The sequence below is a fragment of the Methylobacterium ajmalii genome (assembly GCF_016613415.1).
Classification (GTDB): Bacteria; Pseudomonadota; Alphaproteobacteria; order Rhizobiales; family Beijerinckiaceae; genus Methylobacterium; species Methylobacterium ajmalii.
Window position 1 is genome coordinate 1 of sequence record NZ_JACWCT010000155.1, and the last position, 25217, is coordinate 25217.

General features: G+C 72.5%; 22 protein-coding genes and 1 tRNA gene. 16 read left to right on the forward strand and 7 right to left on the reverse strand.

All coding sequences use genetic code 11. The features are described from left to right. From HPY23_RS27475 to HPY23_RS27485, 3 genes are all read right to left on the reverse strand, one after another. Positions 1–633, reverse strand: a 633-nt coding sequence (locus HPY23_RS27475; protein ID WP_200649706.1) for an SWIM zinc finger family protein, incomplete at its 3' end; no start/stop codon positions are given. Positions 634–941: 308 nt separating this feature from the next. Beyond that, positions 942–2546, reverse strand: coding sequence for a TROVE domain-containing protein (locus tag HPY23_RS27480; protein WP_091889894.1), 1605 nt, complete (start codon positions 2544–2546; stop codon positions 942–944). 526 nt (positions 2547–3072) lie between these two features. Beyond that, positions 3073–3148 (reverse strand) — tRNA-Gly (locus HPY23_RS27485). 517 nt (positions 3149–3665) lie between these two features. Here HPY23_RS27485 and HPY23_RS27490 point away from each other — a divergent pair. The 6 genes from HPY23_RS27490 (at position 3666) to HPY23_RS27515 (ending at position 8077) form a co-directional block, all read left to right on the forward strand. Continuing rightward, positions 3666–4004, forward strand: a complete 339-nt coding sequence (locus HPY23_RS27490) for a helix-turn-helix domain-containing protein (protein WP_060848257.1) — start codon at positions 3666–3668, stop codon at positions 4002–4004. 267 nt (positions 4005–4271) lie between these two features. After that, positions 4272–5090 (forward strand): universal stress protein, encoded by an 819-nt coding sequence (locus tag HPY23_RS27495; RefSeq protein WP_060848256.1) that lies wholly within the window; start codon positions 4272–4274, stop codon positions 5088–5090. Further along, positions 5090–5425, forward strand: a complete 336-nt coding sequence (locus HPY23_RS27500; protein ID WP_091889896.1) for a c-type cytochrome — start codon at positions 5090–5092, stop codon at positions 5423–5425. Before HPY23_RS27495 ends, HPY23_RS27500 begins: the two co-directional genes overlap by 1 nt. 193 nt (positions 5426–5618) lie before the next feature. Further along, positions 5619–6044 (forward strand): cupin domain-containing protein, encoded by a 426-nt coding sequence (locus HPY23_RS27505; RefSeq protein ID WP_091889899.1) that lies wholly within the window; start codon positions 5619–5621, stop codon positions 6042–6044. A gap of 99 nt (positions 6045–6143) precedes the next feature. Next, positions 6144–7157, forward strand: coding sequence for an MraY family glycosyltransferase (locus tag HPY23_RS27510; RefSeq protein WP_091889902.1), 1014 nt, complete (start codon positions 6144–6146; stop codon positions 7155–7157). Beyond that, positions 7154–8077, forward strand: coding sequence for an NAD-dependent epimerase/dehydratase family protein (locus HPY23_RS27515; protein WP_091889905.1), 924 nt, complete (start codon positions 7154–7156; stop codon positions 8075–8077). The genes HPY23_RS27510 and HPY23_RS27515 overlap by 4 nt, the downstream gene beginning before the upstream one ends. A 20-nt stretch (positions 8078–8097) precedes the next feature. Here the strand turns inward: HPY23_RS27515 and HPY23_RS27520 are convergent, their stop codons facing one another. From HPY23_RS27520 to rpoZ, 4 genes are all read right to left on the reverse strand, one after another. Continuing rightward, a complete protein-coding gene (locus tag HPY23_RS27520) occupies positions 8098–8766 on the reverse strand; it encodes a LabA-like NYN domain-containing protein (RefSeq protein ID WP_060848251.1) in 669 nt (222 codons plus the stop codon). Positions 8767–8978: 212 nt separating this feature from the next. After that, positions 8979–9569, reverse strand: a complete 591-nt coding sequence (pyrE, locus tag HPY23_RS27525; RefSeq protein WP_060848250.1) for an orotate phosphoribosyltransferase — start codon at positions 9567–9569, stop codon at positions 8979–8981. An 88-nt stretch (positions 9570–9657) separates the two neighbouring features. Further along, the gene (locus HPY23_RS27530) at positions 9658–11919 is read right to left on the reverse strand and encodes a RelA/SpoT family protein (RefSeq protein WP_060848249.1); all 2262 of its coding nucleotides are present in this window, start codon (positions 11917–11919) and stop codon (positions 9658–9660) included. A 298-nt stretch (positions 11920–12217) separates the two neighbouring features. Further along, positions 12218–12628, reverse strand: coding sequence for a DNA-directed RNA polymerase subunit omega (gene rpoZ, locus HPY23_RS27535; protein WP_060848248.1), 411 nt, complete (start codon positions 12626–12628; stop codon positions 12218–12220). A 503-nt stretch (positions 12629–13131) separates the two neighbouring features. On the opposite strand from rpoZ, the gene fabD reads away from it, so the two are divergent. From fabD to HPY23_RS27585, 10 genes are all read left to right on the forward strand, one after another. Next, complete coding sequence (gene fabD / locus HPY23_RS27540; RefSeq protein ID WP_091889908.1) at positions 13132–14067, forward strand: ACP S-malonyltransferase; 936 nt, start codon at positions 13132–13134, stop codon at positions 14065–14067. A gap of 14 nt (positions 14068–14081) precedes the next feature. After that, on the forward strand, positions 14082–14819 hold the full coding sequence (gene fabG / locus HPY23_RS27545; protein WP_091889911.1) for a 3-oxoacyl-[acyl-carrier-protein] reductase: 738 nt from the start codon (positions 14082–14084) through the stop codon (positions 14817–14819). A gap of 275 nt (positions 14820–15094) precedes the next feature. Beyond that, the gene (locus HPY23_RS27550; protein WP_048430877.1) at positions 15095–15331 is read left to right on the forward strand and encodes an acyl carrier protein; all 237 of its coding nucleotides are present in this window, start codon (positions 15095–15097) and stop codon (positions 15329–15331) included. Positions 15332–15395: 64 nt separating this feature from the next. Then, complete coding sequence (gene fabF / locus HPY23_RS27555; RefSeq protein WP_060848245.1) at positions 15396–16652, forward strand: beta-ketoacyl-ACP synthase II; 1257 nt, start codon at positions 15396–15398, stop codon at positions 16650–16652. Positions 16653–16864: 212 nt separating this feature from the next. Then, positions 16865–18247, forward strand: coding sequence for an endolytic transglycosylase MltG (gene mltG / locus HPY23_RS27560; RefSeq protein WP_060848244.1), 1383 nt, complete (start codon positions 16865–16867; stop codon positions 18245–18247). A gap of 12 nt (positions 18248–18259) precedes the next feature. After that, complete coding sequence (locus tag HPY23_RS27565; protein WP_091889914.1) at positions 18260–19138, forward strand: YicC/YloC family endoribonuclease; 879 nt, start codon at positions 18260–18262, stop codon at positions 19136–19138. 148 nt (positions 19139–19286) lie between these two features. Then, positions 19287–19967: a guanylate kinase gene (gene gmk / locus HPY23_RS27570; RefSeq protein WP_175540052.1), complete on the forward strand. Its 681-nt coding sequence runs from the start codon at positions 19287–19289 to the stop codon at positions 19965–19967. A 111-nt stretch (positions 19968–20078) separates the two neighbouring features. Continuing rightward, positions 20079–21473, forward strand: coding sequence for a dihydrolipoyl dehydrogenase (locus HPY23_RS27575; protein ID WP_091889920.1), 1395 nt, complete (start codon positions 20079–20081; stop codon positions 21471–21473). Positions 21474–21613: 140 nt separating this feature from the next. After that, positions 21614–24181: a histidine kinase dimerization/phosphoacceptor domain -containing protein gene (locus HPY23_RS27580; protein WP_091889923.1), complete on the forward strand. Its 2568-nt coding sequence runs from the start codon at positions 21614–21616 to the stop codon at positions 24179–24181. Next, complete coding sequence (locus HPY23_RS27585; RefSeq protein WP_244537671.1) at positions 24178–24765, forward strand: biliverdin-producing heme oxygenase; 588 nt, start codon at positions 24178–24180, stop codon at positions 24763–24765. The genes HPY23_RS27580 and HPY23_RS27585 overlap by 4 nt, the downstream gene beginning before the upstream one ends. Positions 24766–25217: the final 452 nt, after the last annotated feature.

Consider the following 25217-nt stretch of genomic DNA (forward strand, 5'->3'; position numbering starts at 1 on the left):
GCCCAGGGCCGCCTCCGGCCGGGCGGCGCCGGCCCGCGGGCCGGCCGCGATCAGGCCCGGCAGGGCCCGCACCCGGCGGGCGAGGCCGGGGGCCTGACCGTCGACGAGACGGCCGGCCATGCGGTCCCAGAAGCCGTAGGGCTCGGTGCGGGCGGCGGCGAGCCCGCGGCGCATCAGGTCGCGCAGCCAGAGATCGAGCTCGTCGAGGGCGGCCGCGACCTTGTCCTCGCGGGCCTGGCGGCGCCTGGCCTGCGCCTTCTCGTCGACGGGCTTGGCCGGCTCGGCGGCCCGGGTCTCGGCCGCGGCGGCGCGGCTCTCGCGGCCCTTGGCCCAGGCGGCGACCCAGTCCGGCGCCTCGGCCTCGGCGAGGGGGGCGGCGGCGTCGACCAGCATCAGGCCGAGCGCGTGCTTGCAGGGAAACTTCCGGCTCGGGCAGGTGCATTTCGAGGCCGGCCCGGCGAGGTCCGCGACGGTGCGGTAGGGGCTGGCGCCGCTGCCCTTGATCTCCCCCCAGATCACCGATCCGGCCCGGCCGAGGCCGCCCCATTTCGGCGGCTTGGCCTGGTCCTGGCCGGCCTTGCGGCTCGCGGCGTCGGGCGCGAGGTCGAGGATCTGTGCAGTCGTCAGGCTCATGCGGCGGGTCGTCTCTCCGTCGATGCACCGTGTCGGGCGTGCCGCGCAGTCTGCACGAAACGATGTCGCGGGCAAGCCTGGCCGCAGGACGCAAGGTCGCCGTCGATAAACTTTAAATCAATTCCAGGAATGGTCTTCGGGAAAGTCCGGCACGACGATTGCCGGCTAACGTGCGCGGCTTTCGGGCGGGCGATCGTCTTGTGGGCGTCTCACCACGACGGTCCGGGTTGCGGATTCCATCCGCCGGGACCCTCGAGCGAAGAAAGCGGCCTTCGTGCGAGGGGGCGGCCCGCCGGGCCGCCCCCTCCTCATCCGCGGAGGAAATCCGCGATCACCGCCGGCGCCGCGGCGTCGAACCCGACCACGTCGAGCATGCCGGGATCGGCCGGGTCGGCGATGCTGAAGCCGTTGGAGACGAGCCCGACGACCACGAGCTTCGCCCGGATCCCGGTCTTCTCCCGGTACTCCCGCAGCGCCTGGACCGGATGGACCGGGCCGGCCCAGGTCTCCGAGTCCGTGTAGACCACGAACGCGTCGGCCTCGATCCCCCGCTCCAGCGCCCAGCGCATCGGCAGCGAGCAGTCGGTGGCGCCGAACGGCAGGTCCGCCGTCGCCGCCACCGCCTGGTCGAGCCGCAGCGACGGCCCGATCGCCAGGGGCGTCAGGGCCGCGCCCCGGTTCCAGGGCCGCCCCTCCTCGGCCGTGAAACCGAGGATCTGCCAGCGCTCCTCGCTCGCCGCGGTGACGAGCGCCATCGCGGCCGCCGCCTCGCGAGCGGTGAGGCCTGAGCCCGCCACGGTGCTGCCCGCCATCGAGCCCGAGACGTCGAGGGCGAGCACCAGGCGCCGGCCCGTCGGCTCCACCGCGCCGAACGCGGTGTAGAACGCGGCGTTCAGCGCCTCGACGATCGCCGCGACCGGCTCCCAGGCGAGCTGCCCGCGCTGACCGTGCCCGGAGGCGTAGGTCTTCAGCGCCAGGAGCAGCGCCATCGGATGCAGCCGCGCCTTGAGCAGCCGCTCCCGGTCGGCCAGCACCGTCCGGACGCGCTCGGTGCCCTCCGAGAAGGGCGCGAGCGCGCCGGCCGCCGTCAGCCGCCCGAGCTGGCGCACCAGGGCGCCGACCGGCATCCGCTCGATCAGGGCCTCGTTGACCGCGCGGCTCTTCATCAGACCGGTCGGCAGCGCCTCCCAGGGCAGGCCGTGCGAGCGGATCAGCGCCGCCGCCACCGCCCCGTCGATCCCGTCCGCCTGCACCTGCGCGAAGGCGTGGACGATCGTCGGAACCTCCTCGGCCAGGCGGCCGCGGCAGATCCAGTCGAACAGGGCCCGGCGTGCCGGCTCCTCCGTCTCGGGATGGGCGAGGCGAAGGAGGTCGCGATGCGTCCAGCCCTGGCGCGCGCGATACTTGATCGCCTGTAAGGCCAGGGCCTCCACCGGCGCGGCCGCGTACCAGGCGCCCACCGCCCGCCGCAGACCCCGGCCCCAGCCGCGCATCGCCTCGACGGCCTCGGCGAACTGGAACAGGTGCGTGCCGGTCCGGCAGACCCGCGGCAGCGCCTGGAGCGCGGCGCGCCGGGTCGCCAGGTCCGGGGCCGCCGCCGCGAGGGCCAGCGCGAAGATCGCCGGATCCTGCTTCGGCGCCCGGCCGCCCTCGCTCACCGCGACGATCGCCGCGACGGCGCGCAGGCCGTCCTCGGCGAGGCAGCGCTGCACCGCCGCCGCGTTCTCGACGGTCAGCGCGCGGGGGCTCGCGTAGTACGAGCCGCCCTCGGAGCCGAGCACCAGGAAGCGCGCGAGCCGGGTCCAGTCATCGACCGCGAAGGCGTGGCCGCCGGCGCCGTTGCGCACGGTGCCGGGGATCGGCTCGCTCTGCGGGGTACGCCGGAGCGAGGCCAGCGTGGCGTAGGTCATCATGGCGGGTCCTCCTCGTCTCTCCTCTCTCCATCGCGGTCCGTCATCGGACCGGTGGCTCGTGACGGCGCACGGGCGCGGTCGGGGAAGGGCGTGACGTCCCGTCCCCGGCGTGCCTCGCGGCCGAAAAGACTTTCGCGTCGTCGCGGACGGCCGTCGGCCGTGCGTTCGGGACCGGCCGTGCTCCCGGCTTTCGCCGACGCGGGCAGCTCGTGCGTCACCCGAGCCTCAGGCCCGACGGCCCGCGGGATTCGAACCCGGACCTTTCGGTCGACCGGACAACCCGTCCCGGCCGGCCCGCACGGCCGTGCCTTCACCGCTCGCGGTCGCGGCAAAGGCTCTTGTCCGATGCTCTGCTCGAGCTGCGGGTCCGGCGACCCGGCGGGGATTGAAGCCCGACGAGCTTCGCACCCGCACCCCTCGGACCCCCTCGATAACCTTCGCCTGTCGGCCCGCGGCAATCACCCGGGCCGCGCGGTCGTGGCATGAGGGACGGCGTTGGGCGCTCTACCGACTGAGCTACGGGCCTCGCGGCCCGGCGGGGTTCGAACCCGCGACCTCCTCCGTGGCAAGGATAACCGTCCCTCTCCGGCCCGCGCGGCCGCGAGAATCCTCGTCCCGTCCTGATGGCGGGGTCCTGCGGTCATGATGTCGGAGACGGGGTGTGCTGAGCTACTGGGACCTGACGGCCCCGGCGGAAATCGAATCCGCGACCTCCGCGGGACAAGCCCGCGGCGCTCTACCCGATAACCGTCCCCTGCCGGCCCGCAGGGCCGTCAGATAGTGGGGTCGAGTCGTGGTGGGAAATCGGCCGGCTTCGCGAGGCCGGCGGGCGCCGTCAGCCCCTGAGGCCGGCGCGCTCCCGTTGCGGCCATAATGGCCGCACCAGCCCGGGACGGGCGGACGCGGCGACGCTGAGACCGTCGTGCTGTGTCATGCCTGGCTCCGTCCGAACGGGGCTGCGGGGTGGCGCGGGCGTGTCGTGCGATGGCTCGGTGTGATCTTGGACGAGATAACCGAGCATCTCCGGCCCGCACCGGCGATGGGGAGGGGATACGGCCCGGCAGACACGGCGTCAATCCGAAACTTGAAAAATCTTTCAGTTTCGCCCATCTCGCGCTCATGATCGTCGCCGCACAGATCCGCGCCGGGCGCGGGCTCCTCAAATGGACCCAAGGGGTTCTGGCGAGCCGCGCCGCCGTCTCTGTCGTGACCCTCAACATGATCGAGAGCGAGCAGGTCCAGCCCCGCAACCGAACGCTCGAGGCGATCCGCCGGGTGCTGGAAGGGGAGGGCATCCGCTTCATCGGCGATGCCGAGGACGGATACGGGGTCGTCCTGCGGCCGGCGCCCGCGACGGCCGGTCCCCGGAGCGATCAGGGCGCGCCGGCGGTCGCCCCGGGACGCCCGGACGACATCCCGGACGGCCCCCCGGCACGCCGGCGCCCGCGCCGTCCCTGACGGAACCCTGGTTCTTCCGCCGCCCCGACCCCGGAGGGCTCTTCCGGCCCGGCGCCATGACGGCCGCGCTCCGATCCTGCCCCGCGGGCGGGCCGAAGGCCGAGCCTCCGTCGCCGCGCGGCGCCCGTCCGAGCGTGCGGGTCGCGTTGCGCTGGATCAAGGCCCAGGCCCGGGGCGGGCGCGAGACTGGTCCCAGGCCCGGGGTAGCCCGGGCGGTCCTTCGAGGCCCGGGCTACCCCGGGCGGGTCCTCGGATCGGGAGATCGTCATGACGTTCGCCACCCTCATGGTCTCGGTCGATCTCGGCGCCGCGGCGGCGGATCGCATCCAGCTCGCGGCCGGCCTCGCCGCCCGGTTCGGGGCGCGCCTGACGGGCGTCGCGGCCTGCCCGGTGCCGATCCCGATGCCGGCCAGCGAGGCGCTGCTCCTGGCCGACGACCTCTACGAGAGCGAGGAGGAGCGCGCCCGCGAGCGGCTGGACGGCGCGAAGGCGCTGTTCGAGCGCGAGGCCGGCGCGGTCGCCGCGCGGTCCTGGCACGCGGGCCTCGGCTCGCCCTCGGCCTTCCTCGCCGAGCGGGCGCGGGGCGCCGACCTCGTCCTGGTCGGCCGGCAGGGGCCGGCGGACGGCGATCCGGGCCCGCTCGGGGTCTCGGCCGGGACCGTGCTGATGGAGGCCGGTCGCCCGGTCCTCGTGGTACCGCCGGGGCTCGAGCGGCTCGATGCCCGGCGGGTCGTGGTCGCCTGGAAGGACACCCGCGAGGCGCGGCGCGCGGTCCGCGACGCCCTGCCGTTCCTGGCCGGCGCCGAGCGGGTCCAGGTCGTCGCCGTCGGGTCGGAGACCCGGCGCGACGGCGCGGAGGGCACCGCCGCCTATCTCGCCGCGCACGGCGTCGCGGCGACCGCCCAGCTGCTGCCGGGCCAGCAGCTCGGCGCCGCCGACCCGCTGCTCCGCTTCGCCGCCCGCGAGGAGGCCGACCTGATCGTGATGGGCGCCTACGGCCATTCGCGCCTGCGTGAATGGGCCTTCGGCGGCGCCACGCGCGACATCCTGCGCACCACCCCGATCTGCTGCCTGGCGAGCCATTGATGGGCGCGCGCCGGCCCCTCGCGACGATCATCGCCCCGGCACTGGCCGCTCTCCTGGCCGCGGGGCCCGCGGCGGGCTGGGACCGGCGCGAGGCCCAGGGCGCGGCGCTCGCCCGGACGCATTGCGCCCGCTGCCACGCCGTCGGGCGCACCGGCCCGAGCCCGCTGCGGGCGGCCCCGCCCTTCCGCGACCTCCACGCCCGCTATCCCGTGGAGGAGCTGGCCGAGTCCCTCGCCGAGGGCATCCGCACCGGCCATCCGGGCATGCCCGAGTTCCGGTTCGACCCCGACCAGGCCGAGGACCTGATCCGCTACCTCAAGTCCCTCGAGCGCTGACGCGGCAGGATGCCCGGCGGCCCCGTGCGGCCCCCCGGTCCCCGATCGGCCTTGCCGGTCCCCTCCAAGTCGAACCCAAATCCCGACGGCCCGGATGTCGGGTCGATCGCTGCGCCTTGACTGTCGCGGAGGGACGGGCAAGCTGAAAGAACCGCGCCGGCCTGCCAAGAGCGCGGCCCGAGGGAGTGAGACCATGCTGACGCGCCGCGGCTTTGCCGGGCTGGCTTCCTGCGCCATCTGCAGCCTGACCGGGTTCCTCGCCACCGACGCGGAGGCGCAGACCGCGCCGCCCGCCGCCACGCCGGGGGTGAAGCGCAAGGTCCTCGGCCGGACCGAGGGCCCGGCCCCGGGCTACGTCACCATCACCGCCGAGGTCGAGATCGAGCCCGGCGTCCTGGTCGGCCGCCACACCCATCCGGGTATCGAGTCGGGCTACGTCGTCGAGGGCGAGATCGAGTTGCCGATCGAGGGCCAGCCGACCCGCATGCTCAAGGCCGGCGACGGGTTCCAGGTGGCGCCGGGCGTACCCCATGGCGGCGCGAAGAGCGGGGAGCGCCCCGTGCGCCTCGTCAGCACCTACATCGTCGAGGCGGGCAAGCCCCTGGCCTCGCCGGCCTAAGGGCCGGCCTGAGGCCTCCGCCCTGGTTGCGTCCGTGCCGGTGGGGTAGGTGTGGGACGGCCGTTCGCGGCCCGTCCTCGTCGAGTCACGCCCCGCCGCATGCCGCTCTCCCCCCTGGTCGCCGTCCTTGTCGCCATCCCGCTCGCCGCCGCCCTCTCGGCCGGCCTGATCGCGGTGCTCCGTCCGCTCCTGCTACGCTACGCCCTGGCGCGGCCGAACGCCCGCTCGAGCCACCGGGTCCCGACCCCGCAGGGCGGCGGCATCGCGGTCGTCGCGGCGGCGCTCGCAGTGCTGCTCGGGCTGTCCGGCGCGGTGGGCCCCGAGATCGCGGCGCTCGCCGCCGGCACGCTGGCGCTCGCGGCGATCGGCGCGGTCGACGACATCCGGCCGCTCTCGGCGGGGTTGCGCCTGCCGCTCCAGGCCGCCGCCGTCGTGCTGGTGCTCTCGGCCTCCGGCGGCGCGCCCCTCGTCCCGGCCCTGCCGTCCTGGCTCGAATACGCGATCGCGGTGCTCGCCGGGCTGTGGTTCGTGAACCTCGTCAACTTCATGGACGGGCTCGACTGGATGACGGTGGCCGAGATGGTGCCGCTCCTCGGCGCCCTCACGGCCTTCGGCCTCGCCGGCCACCTGCCGGCCGAGGCGACGGTGGCGGCCGCCGCCCTGCTGGGCGGGCTCCTGGGCTTCGCGCCGTTCAACCGGCCGGTGGCGAGACTCTTCCTCGGCGATGTCGGCTCGCTGCCGATCGGCCTCCTCGTCGCCTGGCTGCTCTACCGGCTCGCCGGGGAGGGGGGGCTCGCCGCCGCGATCCTCCTGCCGCTCTACTACCTGGCGGACGCGACCCTGACCCTCGGGCGCCGGGCGCTCGCCGGCGAGCCGGTCTGGCAGGCCCATCGCAGCCACTTCTACCAGCGTGCCACCACGAACGGCCGCTCGGTGCCGTTCGTCGTCGGCGCAGTGTTCGGCCTCAACCTCGCACTGGCGCTGCTCGCCGGCCTTACCCTGGCGGCGCCGGGCTGGACGGTGTCCCTGGTCGGCCTCGCCCTCGGCGGCGGTCTCGTCGCCGCCCTGCTCCGGCTCTTCGCCCTGCCCGCCACCCGGACGAACCCCGCATGACCGCTCCCCTCGTCGCCCTGACCGGCTCGACCGGCTTCATCGGCCGCCACCTCCTGGCGGCGCTCACCGCCCGGGGCTACCGGGTGCGGGTGCTGCTGCGCCGGCCCGTGGAGCTGCCGCCGGGGATCAGCGGCGCGGTGGTGGGCGATCTCGCCCGGCCGCAGAACATGGCGGCGGCGCTCTCCGGCGCCGACGCGGTGGTGCACTCTGCCGGCCTCGCCCACGCGATGTCGGGGGCGCCGGAGGACGATTACCGGACCTTCAACACCGAGGCGACGCGGGGCCTCGCCCAGGCCGCCGCCCGCGCCCGGGTGCGCCGCTTCGTGTTCCTGTCCTCGATCCGGGCCCAGTCCGGGCCCTCGGCGGACCGCGTCCTCACCGAGGCCGACGCGCCGGCTCCGACCGATCCCTACGGCCGCTCGAAGCTCGCCGCCGAGGAGGCGCTCGCCGGCATCGATATCGATTACGCCGCTCTGCGCCCGGTGCTGGTCTACGGTCCGGGCCAGAAGGGCAACATGGCGGCGCTGCTGCGGCTCGCCCGCGCGCCCTACCCGCTCCCCCTCGGGGGACTGTCCGGGCGGCGCTCCCTGGTCTCGGTCGAGTCGCTGGCCGACGCTGTCGATGCGGTCCTGCAGGCGCCCGATCCCCTGCGCCGGCCGCTGATCGTCGCCGAATCCGAGCCGGTGAGCGTGCCGGAGATGATCAAGGCCCTGCGGGCCGGCCTCGGCCGCCGGCCGGGCCTCGTGCCGGTGCCGGAAGGCCTGCTGGGCGTCGCCCTGGCCCTGACCGGGCGGAGCGAGCTGCGCGAGCGGCTGGCCGGCTCCCTGGCGGCGCGGGCGGCGGGCCTCGCGGCGCTCGGCTGGGCCGCGCCGGTCGAGACCCGGCACGGCTTGGAGATGCTGGCCCGGGCCGGCGGCTGAGGGCCGGCCCGAAAGGGGCATCAATCCTCTGCGTCGTCCTCGTCGCTCTGGCGGATGCCGTAGCGGTTCTCGAGGTTGACGCTCGGGCGGGGAGCCGGGTCCCGGGGTGCGTAGTCCCGCGGGCCGTCCGTGCCGACGGCGCGCGGCGGCCGGGCCGGGCGCTCGCCCTGCTCGCGGCCGATGCGGGGGATCAGCTGCACGATGTCGACGAAGTCGTCGGCCTGGCGGCGCAGCTCGTCGGCGACCATCGGCGGCTGGGTCTGGACCGTCGAGACCACGGTCACCCGCACGCCGCGGCGCTGCATCGCCGCCACCAGCGGCCGGAAGTCGCCGTCGCCGGAGAACAGCACCATGTGGTCGATGTGGGGGCTGAGTTCCATGGCATCGATCGTCAGCTCGATGTCCATGTTGCCCTTGATCTTGCGCCGGCCGGTGGAGTCGGTGAACTCCTTCACGGGCTTCGTGACGACGCGGTAGCCGTTGTAGTCGAGCCAGTCGATCAGCGGGCGGATCGAGGAGTATTCCTGGTCCTCGACCAGGGCGGTGTAGTAGAACGCGCGCACCAGGTTCTCGCGCGCCTTGAAGTCGGCCAGCAGCTTGCGGTAATCGATGTCGAAGCCAAGGGCCTTGGTGGTCGCATAGATGTTGGCGCCGTCGATGAACAGGGCGCTCCGGGACGGATTGGGCATCGGGTGTCCTTGAAAAGTGCGGTACGGCCGCACGAAAAGAATGACTTGCGAGTAAAGCCGCTACGAGCAATGCACTGCCCCCGGAGTATTGAGGGCAGGGAAAAACCGCGTGGGTGCCGCACACCGGGCAGCGGCCGCAATCCGGCCAGCTAAGGACGCGCCGCCGCGCCTGTCAAGCGACGGTGCGGCGGCGCAGCGGGGACAAGCCGGTTCTAGCCGACCGGCAGGGCGCGGCTGCCGGGCTTCACCGCGGGGATCGCGGCGAGTTCGGGCGGCAGCTGGTCGGCCGGGTAGTTCGGGATGTCGAGGGTGACGAGGGCGACGAGCGGCATGCCGAGATCGGCCTTGCCGCCCGAGCGATCGATCAGGCAGGCGGCGCCCACCACCTCGCCGGGCTCCTGCGTCAGGGCGGCCAGGCACTCGCGCGAGGACAGGCCGGTGGTGACGATGTCCTCGACCATCACCGCCCGGGCGCCCTTCGGGATCTGGAAGCCGCGGCGCAGGGCGAAGGGCTTGCCGGGGTCGCGCTCGACGAAGATCGCCTTGGCGCCGAGCGCCCGCGCGGTCTCGTAGCCCGGCACGATGCCGCCGATCGCCGGCGAGACGACGTAGTCGACCTTCCCGTACCGGGCCGTGATCCGCTCGGCGAGGGCGCTGCAGACCCGCGCGGTGCGCACCGGATCGGTGAAGATCGCCATCTTCTGCAGGAACACCGCGCTGTGCAGCCCCGAGGAGAGCACGAAATGGCCCTCCAGCAGGGCGCCGGCGGAGCGGAATTCGGCGAGGACGTCGTCGGAGGTCATGAGAGCCTTCAGTGGTCGGCGGGGGAGCACTGAGCCGGGGCTTGTGGCAGCCCGCCGGCCCCGGTGCAATCCTGCCCCTCGGCTCGTCTCACCCGTTCACCCGATCGACCCGGCTCACCACGCGCTTGGCGCGCAGCTCCGACACGATGGCGTTGAGGTGCTTCAGGTCCCACACCGCGAGGTCGATCGTCACGTCGGTGAAGTCCTGGCTGCGCCGCTTCATCGAGATGTTGTCGATGTTGCCGTCGTGGTCGGCGATCACCTGGGCGATCTGGGCGAAGCTGCCGGGCTCGTTGATCGATTGCAGGGCGAGCCGCGCCGGGAAGCGCTGGTTGGAGGCGCCGTCCACGTCCCAGCGCACGTCGAGCCAGCGATCCGGCTCGTTGTCGAAGGCGGCGAGCGCCGGCGACTGGATCGGATAGATCGTCACGCCCTCGCCGGGGGTGAGGATGCCGACGATCCGGTCGCCCGGCACCGCGCCGCCGTCGGGGGCGAAGCGCACCAGGAGGTCGCGGTCGAGGCCGCGGATCGGGATCGCGCCGTCCTCCGGAGCCGCGCCGCCGGGGCCGGCTTCCTTACCGCCGGAATCCTTGCCGGCCGCGTCCTTGCCCGGCCAGGTGAGCCGCACCGTCTGGTCCTTGTCGAGGGACAGGCGCCCGGCGCCGGTGACGTGCGGCCGCGGACCGGCCGGGGCGGGCTGGCTCGCCGCGCGGCGCTCGTCCTTGTAGTCAGGGTAGACCGCCTTCACGACGTCGCCCGAGAACATCTCGCCCCGGCCCACCGCCGCGAACACGTCCTCGGTCGATTGGCGGGCGAGCCGGGGCAAGGCGCCGCGCAGCTTCTCGTCGGAAAAGTTCTTGCCGGCGCGCTCGAAGGCGCGATCGAGGATCTGCCGGCCGAGACCCGCATATTGCCGGCGCACCGCCGAGCGGGTGGCCCGCCGGATCGCGGCGCGGGCCTTGCCGGTGACGACGAGGGATTCCCAGGCCGCCGGCGGGATCTGGCCGTCGGCCCGGGCGATCTCGACCTCGTCGCCGTTCTGCAATTCGGTCAGCAGCGGGGCGATGCGGCCGTTGATCTTGGCCCCCACCGCGGTGTTGCCGACATCGGTATGGACCGCGTAGGCGAAGTCGATCGGGGTGGCGCCCCGGGGGAGCGCGATCAGCCGTCCCTTAGGGGTGAAGCAGAAGACCTGGTCCTGGAACAGCTCGAGCTTGGTATGCTCCAGGAATTCTTCGGGGCTGTCGCCCTCGGCGAGCAGTTCGATGGTGCGGCGCAGCCACTGGTAGGCGCCGCTCTCGGTGGCGAGATGCGGCGCGCCGTCCTTGTAGAGGGCGTGCGCGGCGATGCCGTACTCGCCGATCTCGTCCATCTCGGTGGTGCGGATCTGCAGCTCGACGCGCTGGCTCTTCGGCCCGATCACGGTGGTGTGGATCGACCGGTAGTCGTTCTGCTTCGGGGTCGAGATGTAGTCCTTGTAGCGGCCGGGCACCATCGGCCAAGTGGTGTGGACGACGCCGAGCGCCCGGTAGCAGGTGTCGACCGTGTCGACGATGACCCGGAAGCCGAAGATGTCGGACAGCTGCTCGAACGCGACCGACTTGCGCTCCATCTTGCTCCAGATCGAGTAGGGGCGCTTCTGCCGTCCCTTGACGGTGGCGGTAATGCCGGCATTCGCGAGCTTGGCGACGAGGTCGCGCTCGATGCTCTCGACGAGGCGCTCGGACTTCGCCGAGAGGTCGGAGAGGCGCTTGCTGATCGTCGCGTAGACGTCGGGCTTCAGGTTGACGAAGGAGAGGTCCTCCAGCTCCTCGCGCAGCTCCTGCATGCCCATGCGGCTGGCCAGCGGCGCGTAGATGTCGAGGGTCTCCTGCGCGATGCGGGCGCGCTTCTCTGCCGGCATGTGCTGCAGGGTGCGCATGTTGTGCAGCCGATCGGCGAGCTTGACCAGCAGGACCCGGACGTCGACCGCGATGGCGAGCAGGAGCTTGCGGAAGTTCTCGCCCTGCGCGGCGCGCTTCGAGACCAGATCCAGGCGCTTGATCTTGGTGAGCCCGTCGACGAGCCGGCCGATCTCGGGAGTGAACACCCGGTTGATCTCGTCGAGGGTGGCGGCGGTGTCCTCGACGGTGTCGTGCAGCACCGCCGCCACGATGGTGGCGTCGTCGAGCCGCAGGTCGGTGAGGATGGCCGCCACTTCGAGCGGGTGGGCGAAGAACGGATCCCCGGAGGCGCGCTTCTGCGTGCCGTGCGCCCGCATCGCGTAGACGTAGGCCCGGTTCAACAGCCCCTCGTCGGCGCCGGGATTGTAGGCCTTGACCCGCTCGACGAGCTCGTACTGGCGCATCATCCGCCGCTGGTCTCCTTGAGGCGCGCGAGAGCCGACGGCACGCGGCCGGCGGAGGCGTCGCGGCGTGCCGGATCTGAAGCCGGTTGCGCTGAACGCCGACGACGCTTGTGGAGGTCCGGATGGGAATATCGAGCCGAACGTGCGGTCGCGCCAGCCCCTAAACGTCGCGGCGGCGCCGCTTCCGCCCGGGATCGGTCAAAAAGGTCACGAAAAAACCCGGCCTCTCGGCCGGGTTCGGGTCGTTGGGGTCCCGAGGGAAGGCTCGGTCGCCTTCCTGCTCTTGGTCCCGACGGAAGGCTCAGTCGCCTTCCTCCTCCGTCTCGGTCGGGGGCGCGAGGTTCTCGAGGCCGCGCAGCAGGTCCTCTTCGCTCATCTTGTCGAACTGGATGTCGTCGCCGTCGCCGGAGCCCTGCGGCGCCACCGCGGCGGCGGCCGGCGAGCTCGACAGCAGCGGCACGGTCTCGGCCTCCGGCTCGTCGACCTCGACGTATTTCTGCAGCGAGTGGATCAGCTGCTCCTTGAGGTCGTCCGGCGTGATGGTCTCGTCGGCGATCTCACGCAGGGCCACGACCGGGTTCTTGTCGCGGTCGCGGTCGATGGTGAGGGGAGCGCCGGAGGAGAGCAGGCGAGCCCGGTGGCCGGCGAGAAGCACCAGCTCGAAGCGGTTCTCGACCTTGTCGATGCAGTCCTCAACGGTGACGCGAGCCATGCGCGACCCCTTCCTTGGTCAAACGAAAATCTCGGAGTAGCGGCCTCCCTACACGAGATGCCGTATTGCAACAAGCGTCGGTGGAGGAGTTGGTCTGTGCAAGGCTGTTCGACAAACACCTGGCGCGGGGCCCCCTCTCCCGAATGGGAGAGGGGTGGGGGCGAAGGTGCCGCGGTCCGGTGTGAAGCGCAGGGCGTCGAGCTGCGCAGCTCGACGGTTCGAGGTCGTTGCTGAAGCCGAGCCGCCCTTACGCGGGATCTTCGATCCCCCGGCCCTCTCCCAAACGGAAGAGGAGAGACCTGCGCCTCTCCATGCCGCCTGGTCTTTGGCGAGGACCCGCGAAGCGGCGACGTCCGGCTCGCACGATTTCCCCGAACGCGGCGATGAATTTTTACGGTCCGGCCACGCTTGACTACCGCTTGCCGCTCTGCGACTGGCGCCGCCCAATCGCTGCGTCCCGCAGCCGCATCGACTCACGAACCCAGGGCAGGAAACACCCGCACGTGTCGCGCGCCTTCATCTTTCCGGGCCAGGGCAGCCAGGCCGTCGGCATGGGCTCGGCCCTCGCCCAGGATCACGCCGCCGCCCGCGCGGTCTTCGCCGAGGTCGACGAGGCCCTGGGGCAGAACCTCTCGCGCCTGATGTTCGAGGGCCCGGCCGAGGAGCTGACCCTCACCGCCAACGCCCAGCCGGCCCTGATGGCCTCCAGCATCGCGGTGCTACGGGTGCTGGAGGCCGAGCGCGGCCTGGATCTCGCCCGGGACGTCGCCTACGTGGCCGGCCACTCGCTCGGCGAGTACAGCGCGCTCGCCGCCGCCGGCAGCCTGTCGCTCGCCGACGCGGCCCGCCTGCTGCGCCTGCGCGGCGAGGCGATGCAGAAGGCGGTGCCGGTGGGCTCGGGCGCCATGGCGGCGCTTCTCGGCCTCGACGTCGAGGCGGCGGCCGAGGTCGCCGCGGAGGCCCGCGACGGCGAGGTCTGCGACGTTGCCAACGACAACGGCGCCGGCCAGGTCGTGGTGTCGGGCCACCGCGCCGCGATCGAGCGGGCGGTCGCCCTGGCGCAGGGCCGCGGCGCCAAGCGCGCGGTGATGCTCAACGTCTCCGCCCCCTTCCATTGCGGCCTGATGGCGCCGGCCGCCGAGGCGATGCGCGAGGCGCTCGCCCGCGTCGACCTGCGCCCCGCCAGGGTACCGGTGATGGCCAACGTGCTCGCCGCCCCGATCGGCGAGCCGGCGGCGATCCGCTCGGCCCTGGTCGAGCAGGTCACCGGCACGGTGCGCTGGCGCGAATGCGTGGCGGCCATGGCCGCTGCCGGCGTCGACGCCTTCTATGAGATCGGCACCGGCAAGGTGCTGTCGGGCCTCGTCAAGCGCATAGCAGTTGGGACCTCGGCCACGCCGGTCGGCACCTCGGCCGAGGTCGCGGCCTTCACGCTCTGAGAAAGACACCGTCCATGTTCGACCTCAGCGGCCGCAAGGCCCTCGTCACCGGCGCCACCGGCGGCCTCGGCGGCGCCATCGCCCGCTCCCTGCACGCCCAAGGCGCCCATGTGGCGATCTCGGGCACGCGGCGCGAGGCCCTGGAGGCGCTGGCGAGCGAGCTCGGCGAGCGCGTCCACGTGCTGGAGGCCAACCTCTCCGACACCGCCGCGGTCGAGGCCCTGGTGCCGGCGGCCGAGGCCGCGCTCGGCGGGCTCGACGTGCTGGTCAACAACGCCGGCATCACCCGCGACAACCTCTTCCTGCGCATGAAGGACGAGGAGTGGGACAGCGTGATCGCCGTGAACCTGACGGCGGCGTTCCGGCTGTCGCGGGCGGCGGTGAAGGGGATGATGAAGCGCCGCCACGGCCGCATCGTCAACATCGGTTCGGTGGTGGGCGCGACCGGCAATGCCGGCCAGGGCAACTACGCCGCCGCCAAGGCCGGCCTCGTCGGCCTGACCAAGGCGCTGGCCGCCGAGGTGGCGAGCCGCAAGATCACCGTCAACTGCATCGCGCCGGGCTTCATCACCTCGCCGATGACCGACGTGCTGAACGACAAGCAGCGCGAGGGCATCCTCGCCACGGTGCCGATGGGGCGCCTCGGCGAGGGCGCCGAGATCGCGGCCGCCGCGGTCTATCTCGCCTCCGACGAGGCGGCCTACGTCACCGGCCAGACGCTGCACGTCAACGGCGGCATGGCGATGTACTGACCCGGGCGCGGATGGCGGGTTGTCCCCAGGGCAAGGGCACCATTCCGTCGGCGGGGTACGGTTCCTTAACCGGAGCTGAAGCGGGCCTCGCCAGGGCGGAATCCCTGTGTTAAGCACCCGCCGGCCGTGCAAGGGGATTGACGGACCGGCCGTCCGCGGCTTTTCCACGACACGCGCGACCGGTGCGCCGGCCGCATGACGAACTCTCCCCGGGGCTCCGCCCGCACGCGGCGGCTCCGAACAGTTCCACGAGCAGTAACTTAAGGACCTACACGATGAGCGATATCGCGGACCGGGTGAAGAAGATCGTCGTCGATCACCTGGGCGTCGAGCCCGAGAAGGTGACCCCGAACGCGAACTTCATCGACGATCTGGGCGCCGACAGCCTCGACACCGTCGAGCTGGTGATGGCGTTCGAGGAAGAGTTCAACGTCGAGATCCCGGACGACGCCGCCGAGACGATCCAGACGGTCGGCGACGCGATCAAGTTCCTCGAGAAGAACGCCGGCTGATCGCCGCCGTCTTCCCCTAAACAGGTAGAACGCTTCCGTCATGGGATCGGGTCGGGATAACGCGATGCGTCGAGTCGTCGTCACGGGCCTCGGAATGGTGTCGCCGCTGGGAAGCAGCGTCGACGTCACGTGGAGCCGCCTCATCGAGGGGCAAAGCGGTGCCGCCCGCGTCGAGGCCTTCGACGTCTCGGATCTGGCGTGCAAGATCGCCTGCTCGATCCCGCTGGGCGACGGCAGCGACGGCACGTTCAATCCCGACAAGTGGATGGAAGCCAAGGAGCAGCGCAAGGTCGACCCCTTCATCGTCTACGCGATGGCGGCGGCCGGCCAGGCGCTCGACGACGCCGACTGGCACCCGACCTCCCACGAGGATCAGTGCGCCACCGGCGTCCTCATCGGCTCCGGCATCGGCGGCATCGGCGGCATCTACGATGCCTCGGTGACGCTGTTCGAGAAGGGCCCGCGGCGGATCTCGCCGTTCTTCATTCCCGGCCGGATCATCAACCTGGCCTCCGGCCAGGTCTCGATCGCCCACGGCCTCAAGGGCCCGAACCACGCCGTGGTGACGGCCTGCTCCACCGGCGCTCATGCCATCGGCGACGCCGCGCGCCTCGTGGCGCTGGGCGACGCCGACGTGATGCTGGCCGGCGGCGCCGAATCGCCGATCAACCGGCTCTCGCTCGCGGGCTTCGCCGCCTGCCGGGCACTCTCCACCGGATTCAACGACGAGCCGCAGCGCGCCTCGCGCCCCTACGACCGCGACCGCGACGGGTTCGTGATGGGCGAGGGCGCCGGCGTGGTGGTGCTCGAGGAATACGAGCACGCCAAGGCCCGCGGCGCCAAGATCTACGCCGAGGTCGTCGGCTACGGCCTCTCGGGCGACGCCTACCACATCACCTCGCCCTCGCCGGACGGCGACGGGGCCTTCCGCTGCATGACCGCGGCGGTGAAGCGCGCCGGCATCGCCCCGTCCGAGATCGACTACATCAACGCCCACGGCACCTCGACGCCGCTCGGCGACGAGCTCGAGCTGAAGGCGGTCGAGCGCCTGCTCGGCAACGCTACCGACGTGGCGATGTCCTCGACGAAGTCCGCCACCGGACACCTGCTCGGTGCCGCCGGCGCGATCGAGGCGATCTTCTCCGTGCTCGCGATCCGCGACGGGGTGGTGCCGCCGACCCTCAACCTCGACAACCCCTCGGTCGAGACCGCGATCGACCTCGTGCCGCACAAGGCGCAGAAGCGGAAGGTCGACATCGCCCTGTCGAACTCCTTCGGCTTCGGCGGCACCAACGCCTCGCTGATCCTGCGGCGGGTCTGAGTTTTTCGGCCGGGCGGATCGTCCGGCTCCTGCTCGTCTGTTTCGAAAAGCCCCTCTCGCTCCTGCGGAGGGGCTTTGTCGTCTGTGGCCGGCGATGCGCGCGCGGCTCCATTTCGCCATAAAAGTTGCTAGGGTCTCGGTCGATTTCCGCCCCATCGGGCCGGCACGCGCGTCCACCAGCCGCTTCCCGGACGCGCCACGACAGGACCGCCATGTTTCGCAGATCGAAGACGCAGGACCCGGCGCCGAGCGCGCCGGAGCCGGTCAGCCAGCCGAACCGGCTCGCCCCGCGCAGCCCGAGCGAGGCCATCAAGCCGACCGCCGCCCCGCCACCGCCCGAGAAGCCGGTGCGCGAGCGCGGCGGCCTGCTCTCGGCGGTGAGCGGCCTCCTGACCCTGTTCGTCATCCTCGGCCTCGGCGCCATCCTGGGCATCGTGGTCCTGGAGCGGCAGACCAACGAGGCCGGCCCGCTGCCCGCCGACAAGGTCGTGGTGGTGCCCCGCTCCAGCGTCGGCGAGATGGCGGAGCTGCTCCAGCGCGAGGGCGTGATCGGCCACCCGATGCTGTTCGAGCTCACCGCCCGCTTCGGCCGAAAGGCGGCGCTGAAGGCCGGCGAGTACAACTTCAAGGCCCATGCCAGCATCGACGACGTGGTCGACGTGCTGGTGCAGGGCCGGCCGGTCCAGCACGCCATCACCTTCCCGGAGGGCCTGACGAGCGAGCAGATCGTCGCCCGCCTCAACGACAACGACGTGCTGACCGGCGACATCAACGAGACCCCGCCGGAGGGCTCGCTCCTGCCCGACACCTACAAGTTCGAGCGTGGCGATTCCCGCCAGAAGATCCTCAACCTGATGCGCACCAAGCAGCGCGAGGTCTTGAATCAGATCTGGGCCCGCCGCTCGCCCGACGTTCCCGTGCGCACGCCCCAGGAGATGGTCACGCTGGCCTCGATCGTCGAGAAGGAGACCGGCCGGGCCGACGAGCGACCCCGCGTCGCCGGGGTCTTCGTCAACCGGCTGCAGAAGCGGATGCGGCTGCAATCCGACCCGACCATCGTGTATGGCCTGGTCGGCGGCCGCGGCACCCTCGGGCGCGGCATCCTGCGCTCCGAGATCGACCGGGTGACGCCCTACAACACCTACGCGATCGAGGGCCTGCCGCCGGGGCCGATCGCCAATCCGGGCCGGGCGGCGCTGGAGGCGGTGGCCAACCCCTCGCGCACCAAGGAGCTGTTCTTCGTCGCCGACGGGACCGGCGGCCACGTCTTCGCCGAGACCCTGGAGGCCCACAACCGCAACGTCGCTCGCTGGCGCCAGGTCGAGAAGGCCAAGGCCGCCGCCGATCCGGGCACGACGATCGGTGTCGACAAGGTCGAGCCGCCGGCGCAGGCCGACCCGGCAGCCGCCGGCGCCGCCCTGCCGCCGCGCACCGCGCTGCCCGGCGCGCCGCTCGCCTATGACGGCGGCGAGGCGAATACGGCGGCCCGCTCGCGCGCCTTCGACGCCTCGGAGGGGACGGCCCGCGATCCCCTGCGCAACAAGACGTTCGACCTGAACTCGCCCAAGACCGTCCCGGTCCTGCGCAACCCCTGAGCGCCGCACACGATGACCATCGCCAGCATGACGGGCTTCGCCCGCGAGGCCGGAACCACCGGGCCCACGCACTGGGCCTGGGAGCTCAAGAGCGTCAACGGTCGCGGCCTCGAGGTCCGGGTCCGGGTGCCGACGGGCCTCGATTCCGTCGGCGAGGAGGCCCGCGCCCTGGTGCAGAAGCGCCTCGGGCGCGGCACCTGCCACCTCACCCTGACCCTGTCGCGGACCGAGGCCGCGCCGCGGGTGCGCATCAACGAGGCCCTGCTCGCCTCGCTGGCGGAGGCCGTGACCCGGGTGCCGATGCCGCTCGGCATCACGCTTCCCTCCGTCGACGGGCTGATGGGGGTGCGCGGCGTCGTCGAGGTCGAGGAGGAGACGGGCGACGACGAGGAGGCCCTGCGGCGCGACCTCGCGGCGGCGGCCTTGCAACTCGTCGAGGCCCTGGCCGAGGGGCGGCGCGCCGAGGGACGGGCGCTCGCGGAGATCGTCGGCGGCCAGCTCGCCGCCATGGCCGATCTCGTCGAGGCGGCGGAGGCCTGCCCGGCCCGCCGGCCCGAGGCCGTGAAGGCCCGCCTCGCCGCCCAGGTCGCCGCCCTGATGGAGGTCGCGACCTTCGATCCGGCGCGCCTGCACCAGGAGGCGGTGCTGCTCGCCACCCGCGCCGACGTGCGCGAGGAGATCGATCGCCTGCGGGCCCACCTCGCCGCCGCCCGCGAGTTGCTGGCGGCCGGCGGCGCCGTCGGCCGCCGGCTCGACTTCCTGGCCCAGGAGCTCGGGCGCGAAGCGAACACCCTCTGCGCCAAGGCCAACGACGTCGCGCTCTCGCGCATCGGCCTCGACCTCAAGGCGGTGGTCGAGCAGTTCCGCGAGCAGGTGCAGAACATCGAGTAGGGGCACTTGTCCCCGCCCGGCCCGCATCTCCCCGGTTGCGCGCCCGCCGGACCGGCGGCATTGGAAGAGGTCTGACGGGAGAGCCGGATGCGCGACGGGGGCACGGCCCCGCGCCCGCCCGCGCCGCCGACGAGGATGATGGAACGCGATGGTGGCGACTATGGGCTCCGAACTCCTGAACGCACCGGTGGCGCGCCGGGGCCTGGTGCTGATCCTGTCCTCGCCCTCGGGGGCGGGCAAGACCACCCTGACCCGGGCGCTGGCCCAGCGGCCCGAATGGGGCCTCGAGCTCTCGGTCTCGGTCACCACCCGGGCGCGCCGCCCGTCCGAGATCGACGGCCAGCACTACCGCTTCATCGACCGGGACGCCTTCGAGCACCTGCGCGAGCGCGACGACCTGCTCGAATGGGCCGAGGTCCACGGCAACTATTACGGCACGCCGCGCAGCCCGGTGGAGAAGGCGCTGGCCGCCGGCCGCGACATGATCTTCGACATCGACTACCAGGGCACCCGCCAGGTGCGGAGCAAGCTGCGCGACGACGTCGTCACCGTCTTCATCCTGCCCCCCAGCATGGCCGAGCTGCGCCGCCGCCTGGAGCGCCGGGCCGAGGATTCCGCCGAGACGATCGAGCGCCGCCTGCTCAACGCCCGCACCGAGATCGAGCGCTGGTCGGAATACGACTACGTGCTGGTCAACGACGACCTCGACCGCTCGTTCAAGACCCTCGAATCGATCCTGGCCGCCGAGCACCTGCGCCGCGAGCGCCAGGTCGGACTGTCCGGCTTCGTCGGCCGGCTCCTCGCCGAGGGTGGTGTGTCGCCGGCCTGACGTCCGGGAGGACCCGACGCGCGGGAACGAATCGTCCACGATCCAAGTTGCCGAAGGGCCAACCAGCGCCGTCGCCGCTCCGCCGCGCCGTGCGGCCCGAGGGGAAGACAGATGCGTGAACTGACCTGCGACGTAGCCGTCATCGGGGCCGGCACGGCCGGGCTCGCGGCCTACGACGCGGCGACGAAGGCCGGCGCCCGCGCGGTCGTGATCGAGCGCGGTCCCGGCGGCACCACCTGCGCCCGGGTCGGCTGCATGCCCTCGAAGCTCCTGATCGAGGCGGCGCGCGCCGCCCACGATGCGCGCCATGCGGGCGTGTTCGGCGTCGAGGCCGGCGAGGTCCGGGTCGACGGTGCCGCCGTGATGCGGCGGGTGCGGGCCCTGCGCGACGACTTCGTCGCCTCGGTCCTCGACGGGCTCGACCGCATCCCGGCCGAGCAGCGCGTCGCCGGTACCGCGCGCTTCTCCGACCCGGCGACGCTCGTGGTCGACGACCACACCCGGATCGTCCCGGGCGCCGTGGTGATCGCCACCGGATCGAGCCCGAGCCTGCCCGAGCCATTGCGGCCGGTCGCCGACCGTGTCCTGACCACCGACACCCTGTTCGAGATCGGGACGCTGCCCGAATCCCTCGCGGTGCTGGGGGCCGGCGCCGTCGGCCTCGAACTCGCCCAGGCGATGAGCCGCCTCGGTGTCCGGGTCACCCTCCTAGACCCCGCGGAGGCCGTCGGCGGCATTCGCGATCCCGAGGTCGCGGCGTGCGCCGCCGCGCTCCTCGGCGCCGAGATCGACCTGCGCCTCGGCGCCACCGTCGAGACCGCGACCGCCGAGGGCGACGGCGTGCGGCTGACCTGGCGCCTCGCCACGGGCGAGCGGGGCGAGGGGACCTTCGCCCGGGTTCTCGCCGCCGCGGGGCGCCCGCCGAACCTGTCCGACCTCGACCTCGCGGCGGCCGGCCTCGACGATCCCGAGGAGGACGGCCTGCCGGACTTCAACCCGCGCACCCTGCAATGCGGCACCCTGCCGATCTTCATCGCGGGCGACGCCAACCACGAGCGGCCGGTGCTGCACGAGGCCCAGCGCCAGGGCTGGATCGCCGGCGGCAACGCCGCGCGTTTCCCCCAGGTCGAGGCGCCGCCGCCCTGGCCGGCCTTCAGCCTGATCTTCACCCATCCGCAGATCGCCGCGATCGGCCGCGCCTTCGATCCGGAAGCCGCCCGCGACTGGGTCGTCGGCGAGACGTCCTTCGCCGACCAGGGCCGCGCCCGGGCGATGGACCGGGCCGACGGGTTAATTCGGGTCTATGCCGAGCCGGACGGACGCCTCGTCGGTGCCGCGATGATCGGGCCGGGCGTCGAGCACCTCGCTCACCTGATGGCGGTGGCGGTGCAGGAGGGCTGGACCGCCGCGACCTTCCTCGACCGGCCATTCTACCACCCGACCCTGGAGGAGGGGCTCCAGACGGCAGTCAAGGCCGTCGCCGAGCGGACCGGCGGCACGCGGTGACGCGTCGTCGGCAGGGACGATACTCCGTTGCGGTTTCGTTCAGATCCAGAACCCGATAAGATGCGCGGCCCGTCGCTGGACGCGCGCCCGTTTCGGGCCTTCGCCTCCTTGGAATACCCGTGACCTTGCCCGATCAGACGATGTCTCCGGCGATCGACCTCGACGCGCTCGCGCCGCACGACCTCGACGCGCTTCAGCAGGGCGTGATCCAGGTCGACGGCCGGGGCATCATCCACCTCTACAACCGCGCCGAGAGCCTTTTCTCGGGCCGGCGGCCGGAGCGGGTGATCGGCCGCAACTTCTTCACCGACGTCGCCCCCTGCACCCACCTGCCGCATTTCTACGGTCGCTTCCGCGAGGGCCTGCGCCGGGGACGGCTCGATGACAGCTTCTCGTTCGTCTACGGCTTCGACCCCAAGCCGATGCAGGTGCGCATCACCCTGCGCGACGCGGTGGTGCCCGATCGCTACTGGATCATCACCGAGCCGGTGGAGGCCCTGGAGGCCGGGCACCGGCGCGACGCGGTCCAGGCGGCGGTGAACCAGCGCGTGCGGGCCGAGCCGGTCGATCCGAGCCTATGCGAGCGCGAGCCGATCCACGTCCCCGGGGCGATCCAGCCCCACGCGGTGCTGATCGCCGCCGAGATCGACGGCCTCGCGGTGGTGGCCTGCAGCGCCAACGTCCGCGACGCGCTCGACCGCGATCCCCTCGGGCTGCCCCTCGAGGCGGTGCTGGGCGCCGACCTTGCCGGGCGCATCCGCGCGTCCCTGCAGGGGGAGGGGATCGATCCCGGCCGCACCGTGCGCGAGCGGGTCGTGCTCGCCGCCGGCCTGCCGGTCGAGGCGGTGGCCCACCGCAACGGCGAGCGCATCGTCGTCGAGCTGGAGCTGGCCCCGGCCCATCCGGAGGATTTCCGCAGCGCCAGCCAGCTCGACATGGAGCTGGCGATCGGCCGGCTGCGCGACGCCGATTCGCTCGAGGGCGCGGCCCGGGTGGCGGCGCGGGAGACCCGCGCGCTCACCGGCTTCGACTGCGTCCTCGTCTACCGCTTCGATCCCGACTGGAACGGTGCTGCGATCGCCGAGGACAAGGACCCGGACTGGAGCCGAAGCCTGCTCGGCCTGCATTTCCCCGCCTCCGACATCCCCGCCCAGGCACGCGCGCTCTACACCCGCTCGAAGAGCCGCTTCGTCATCGACCGCGACTACGTCCCGGTGCCGCTGGTCGCGACGCCCGCGACCGCCAACACCCCGGTCGACCTCACCTTCGCGCAGTCGCGCAGCCTGTCGCCGATTCATCTCGAGTATCAGCGCAACCTCGGGGTGAACGGCTCGATGTCGGTCTCGATCCTGGTCGAGGGGCGGCTCTGGGGGCTGATGATCGGCCACCACCGACAGCCGCACTACGTCGCGCCCGAGACCCGCGCCGCCGCCACCGTGCTGGCCGATGCCTTCGCGATGCGGGTCTACGAGCTCGAGAGCCGGCGCCTGTGGCAGGAGCAGCAGGCCCACCTCGCCCTCGAGAGCGATCTCGTCCGGGAGCTCGCCCGCTCCGACGATTTCGTGAGCGCGCTCACCGAGCAGGCCCATACCGTCCTCGACCTGTTCGGGGCGCGGGGCGCCGCGACGGTCTCGCAGGATTCCGTGCGCTCCCTCGGCGAGACCCCGCCGCCCGACGCGATCCGGGCGATCGCCGGGTGGCTGCGCGAGACCTTGCCGGCCGACCAGGCCAGCTACGCCACTGCCGAGTTCCCGGCCGCCCACCCGCCGAGCGCGCCCTTCGCGGCCTGCGCCAGCGGTTTGCTCGCGGTCTTCGTCGATCCGGAGCGGCGCCACCTGCTCCTGTGGTTCCGGCCCGAGATGCCGAGCACGGTCACCTGGGGCGGCGACCCGCGCAAGCCGGTGCTCGCCGGCAGCGGGCCGGTGGCGGTGCTGCCTCGGCGCTCGTTCGAGCGCTGGGTCGAGGAGCGCCGCGGCATCTCGGAGCCGTTCGCCCCCTGGCAGGTCGCCATCGCCGAGGCGCTCGCCCAGGCGGTCGAGGGCGTGGTGCTGCGCCAGCAACGCAAGATCACCGAGCTGACCGGGCTCTTGGCCGACAAGGAGCGCCTACTGGCGCAAAAGGATCTGCTGACCCGAGAGATCGACCACCGGGTCAAGAACTCGCTCCAGATCGTCTCGGCCTTCCTGCAGATGCAGCGCCGCCAGGTGACCGATCCGGCCTCGCAGGCGGCCTTCGCCGAGACCGCGGCGCGCGTGATGAGCGTCGCGCGGGTCCACGACAGCCTCTATCAGGCCGAGAGCGTCGAGGAGGTCGATCTCGGCCAGACGATCGAGAACCTCTGCGCCGACCTCGCCGGCATGGCCGGCAAGGGGCACGCGGTCGACCTCGACGCCGAGCCCGGCCTGATGGTGCCCTACCGCAAGGCGGTGGCGCTCTCGCTGATCGCCACCGAGCTGATCACCAACGCCTTCAAGTACGCCTACGCGGATGCCGGCGGGCGTGTCGCGGTCAGCGTCGCCGGCGAGACCGAGGGGCGCATCCGCCTCTCGGTCTGCGATGATGGCCAGGGCCTGCCGGCCGGCTGGTCCGACGCGCCGGCCCGCGGCACCGGACTCGGCATGAAGCTGGTCCGGGCGATGCTCGACCAGATCAACGCCCGGCTCGAGGTCGAGAACCGTCCCGGGGCTTGCTTTACGGTCACGGCGTGATCGATCGGGTCGACGACATTCACGCGCGCCTGCGCGTCGAGACCCGCGAGGCGCACGAGGCGATCGAACGCGATCTCGCCTGGGAGACCCGCGTCTCGACCCGCGAGGGCTATCGCGGCCTGCTCGCCCGCTTCTGGGGTTTCCACGCCGCCTGGGAGCCGGCGCTCGCCGAGGTTCTGGCTGACGACGCCTTCTTCGGTCCGCGCCGCCGCCTCGATCGCCTCACCGCGGATCTGCGTCATCTCGGGCTCGGCGACGCGGCGATCCGGGCGCTGCCGCGTCCCGCCGCGGCACCGCCGCGCGACCGGGCGGAGGCCTTCGGCAGCCTTTACGTCCTAGAAGGCTCGACGCTCGGCGGCCAGGTCATCGCCCGGCACGTCGCGCAGCAGCTCGGCCTGACCGGCGAGGACGGCTGCCGCTATTACCGCGGACACGGCCGCGACACCGGCGCGATGTGGAAGGCGTTTCGACTGCGCCTCGCCGAGGAGGCCGGGACGGCCGGGGCCGAGGCCATCGTGGCCTCCGCGACCCGGACCTTCGACACGATGCGCCTCTGGCTCTGCGCGCCGTCCGACCCCGCCTGACGGCAGGGGAGGGGGCCGGGACGGGCATTCCTGTCGCCGAAGCTTCACGAAACCGGTTGACGGGCCGAAACCCGGAGCCTATACGACCACCCATCGGCGCCGGCCGCGACAGCGGCCCGGGCGCTGAGCCATCTTCGAGAAAGTCCGGGCCGGCAAGCCTGACCTTGGTCAGGCGCTGGTCCTGTTTTCGCCGATGGATGCCGGGTTCGCCCGGTGCGCTCTTTGACAAGTTCATCTGAGAAAGAGAAGCGTGGACGGCGTCGTCCCTGCGGGTCGGTTCCTTCGGAACCGGTCGTGAGTAGGATGATGCTGGTCTGACGTTTCGGTGCTCACACGATCAGGCGGAAACGCCGATCGGTCGTGAGCCTCCGTTTATGTTGTGATCAGCTATGATCAGCTCTTCAACTTGAGAGTTTGATCCTGGCTCAGAGCGAACGCTGGCGGCAGGCTTA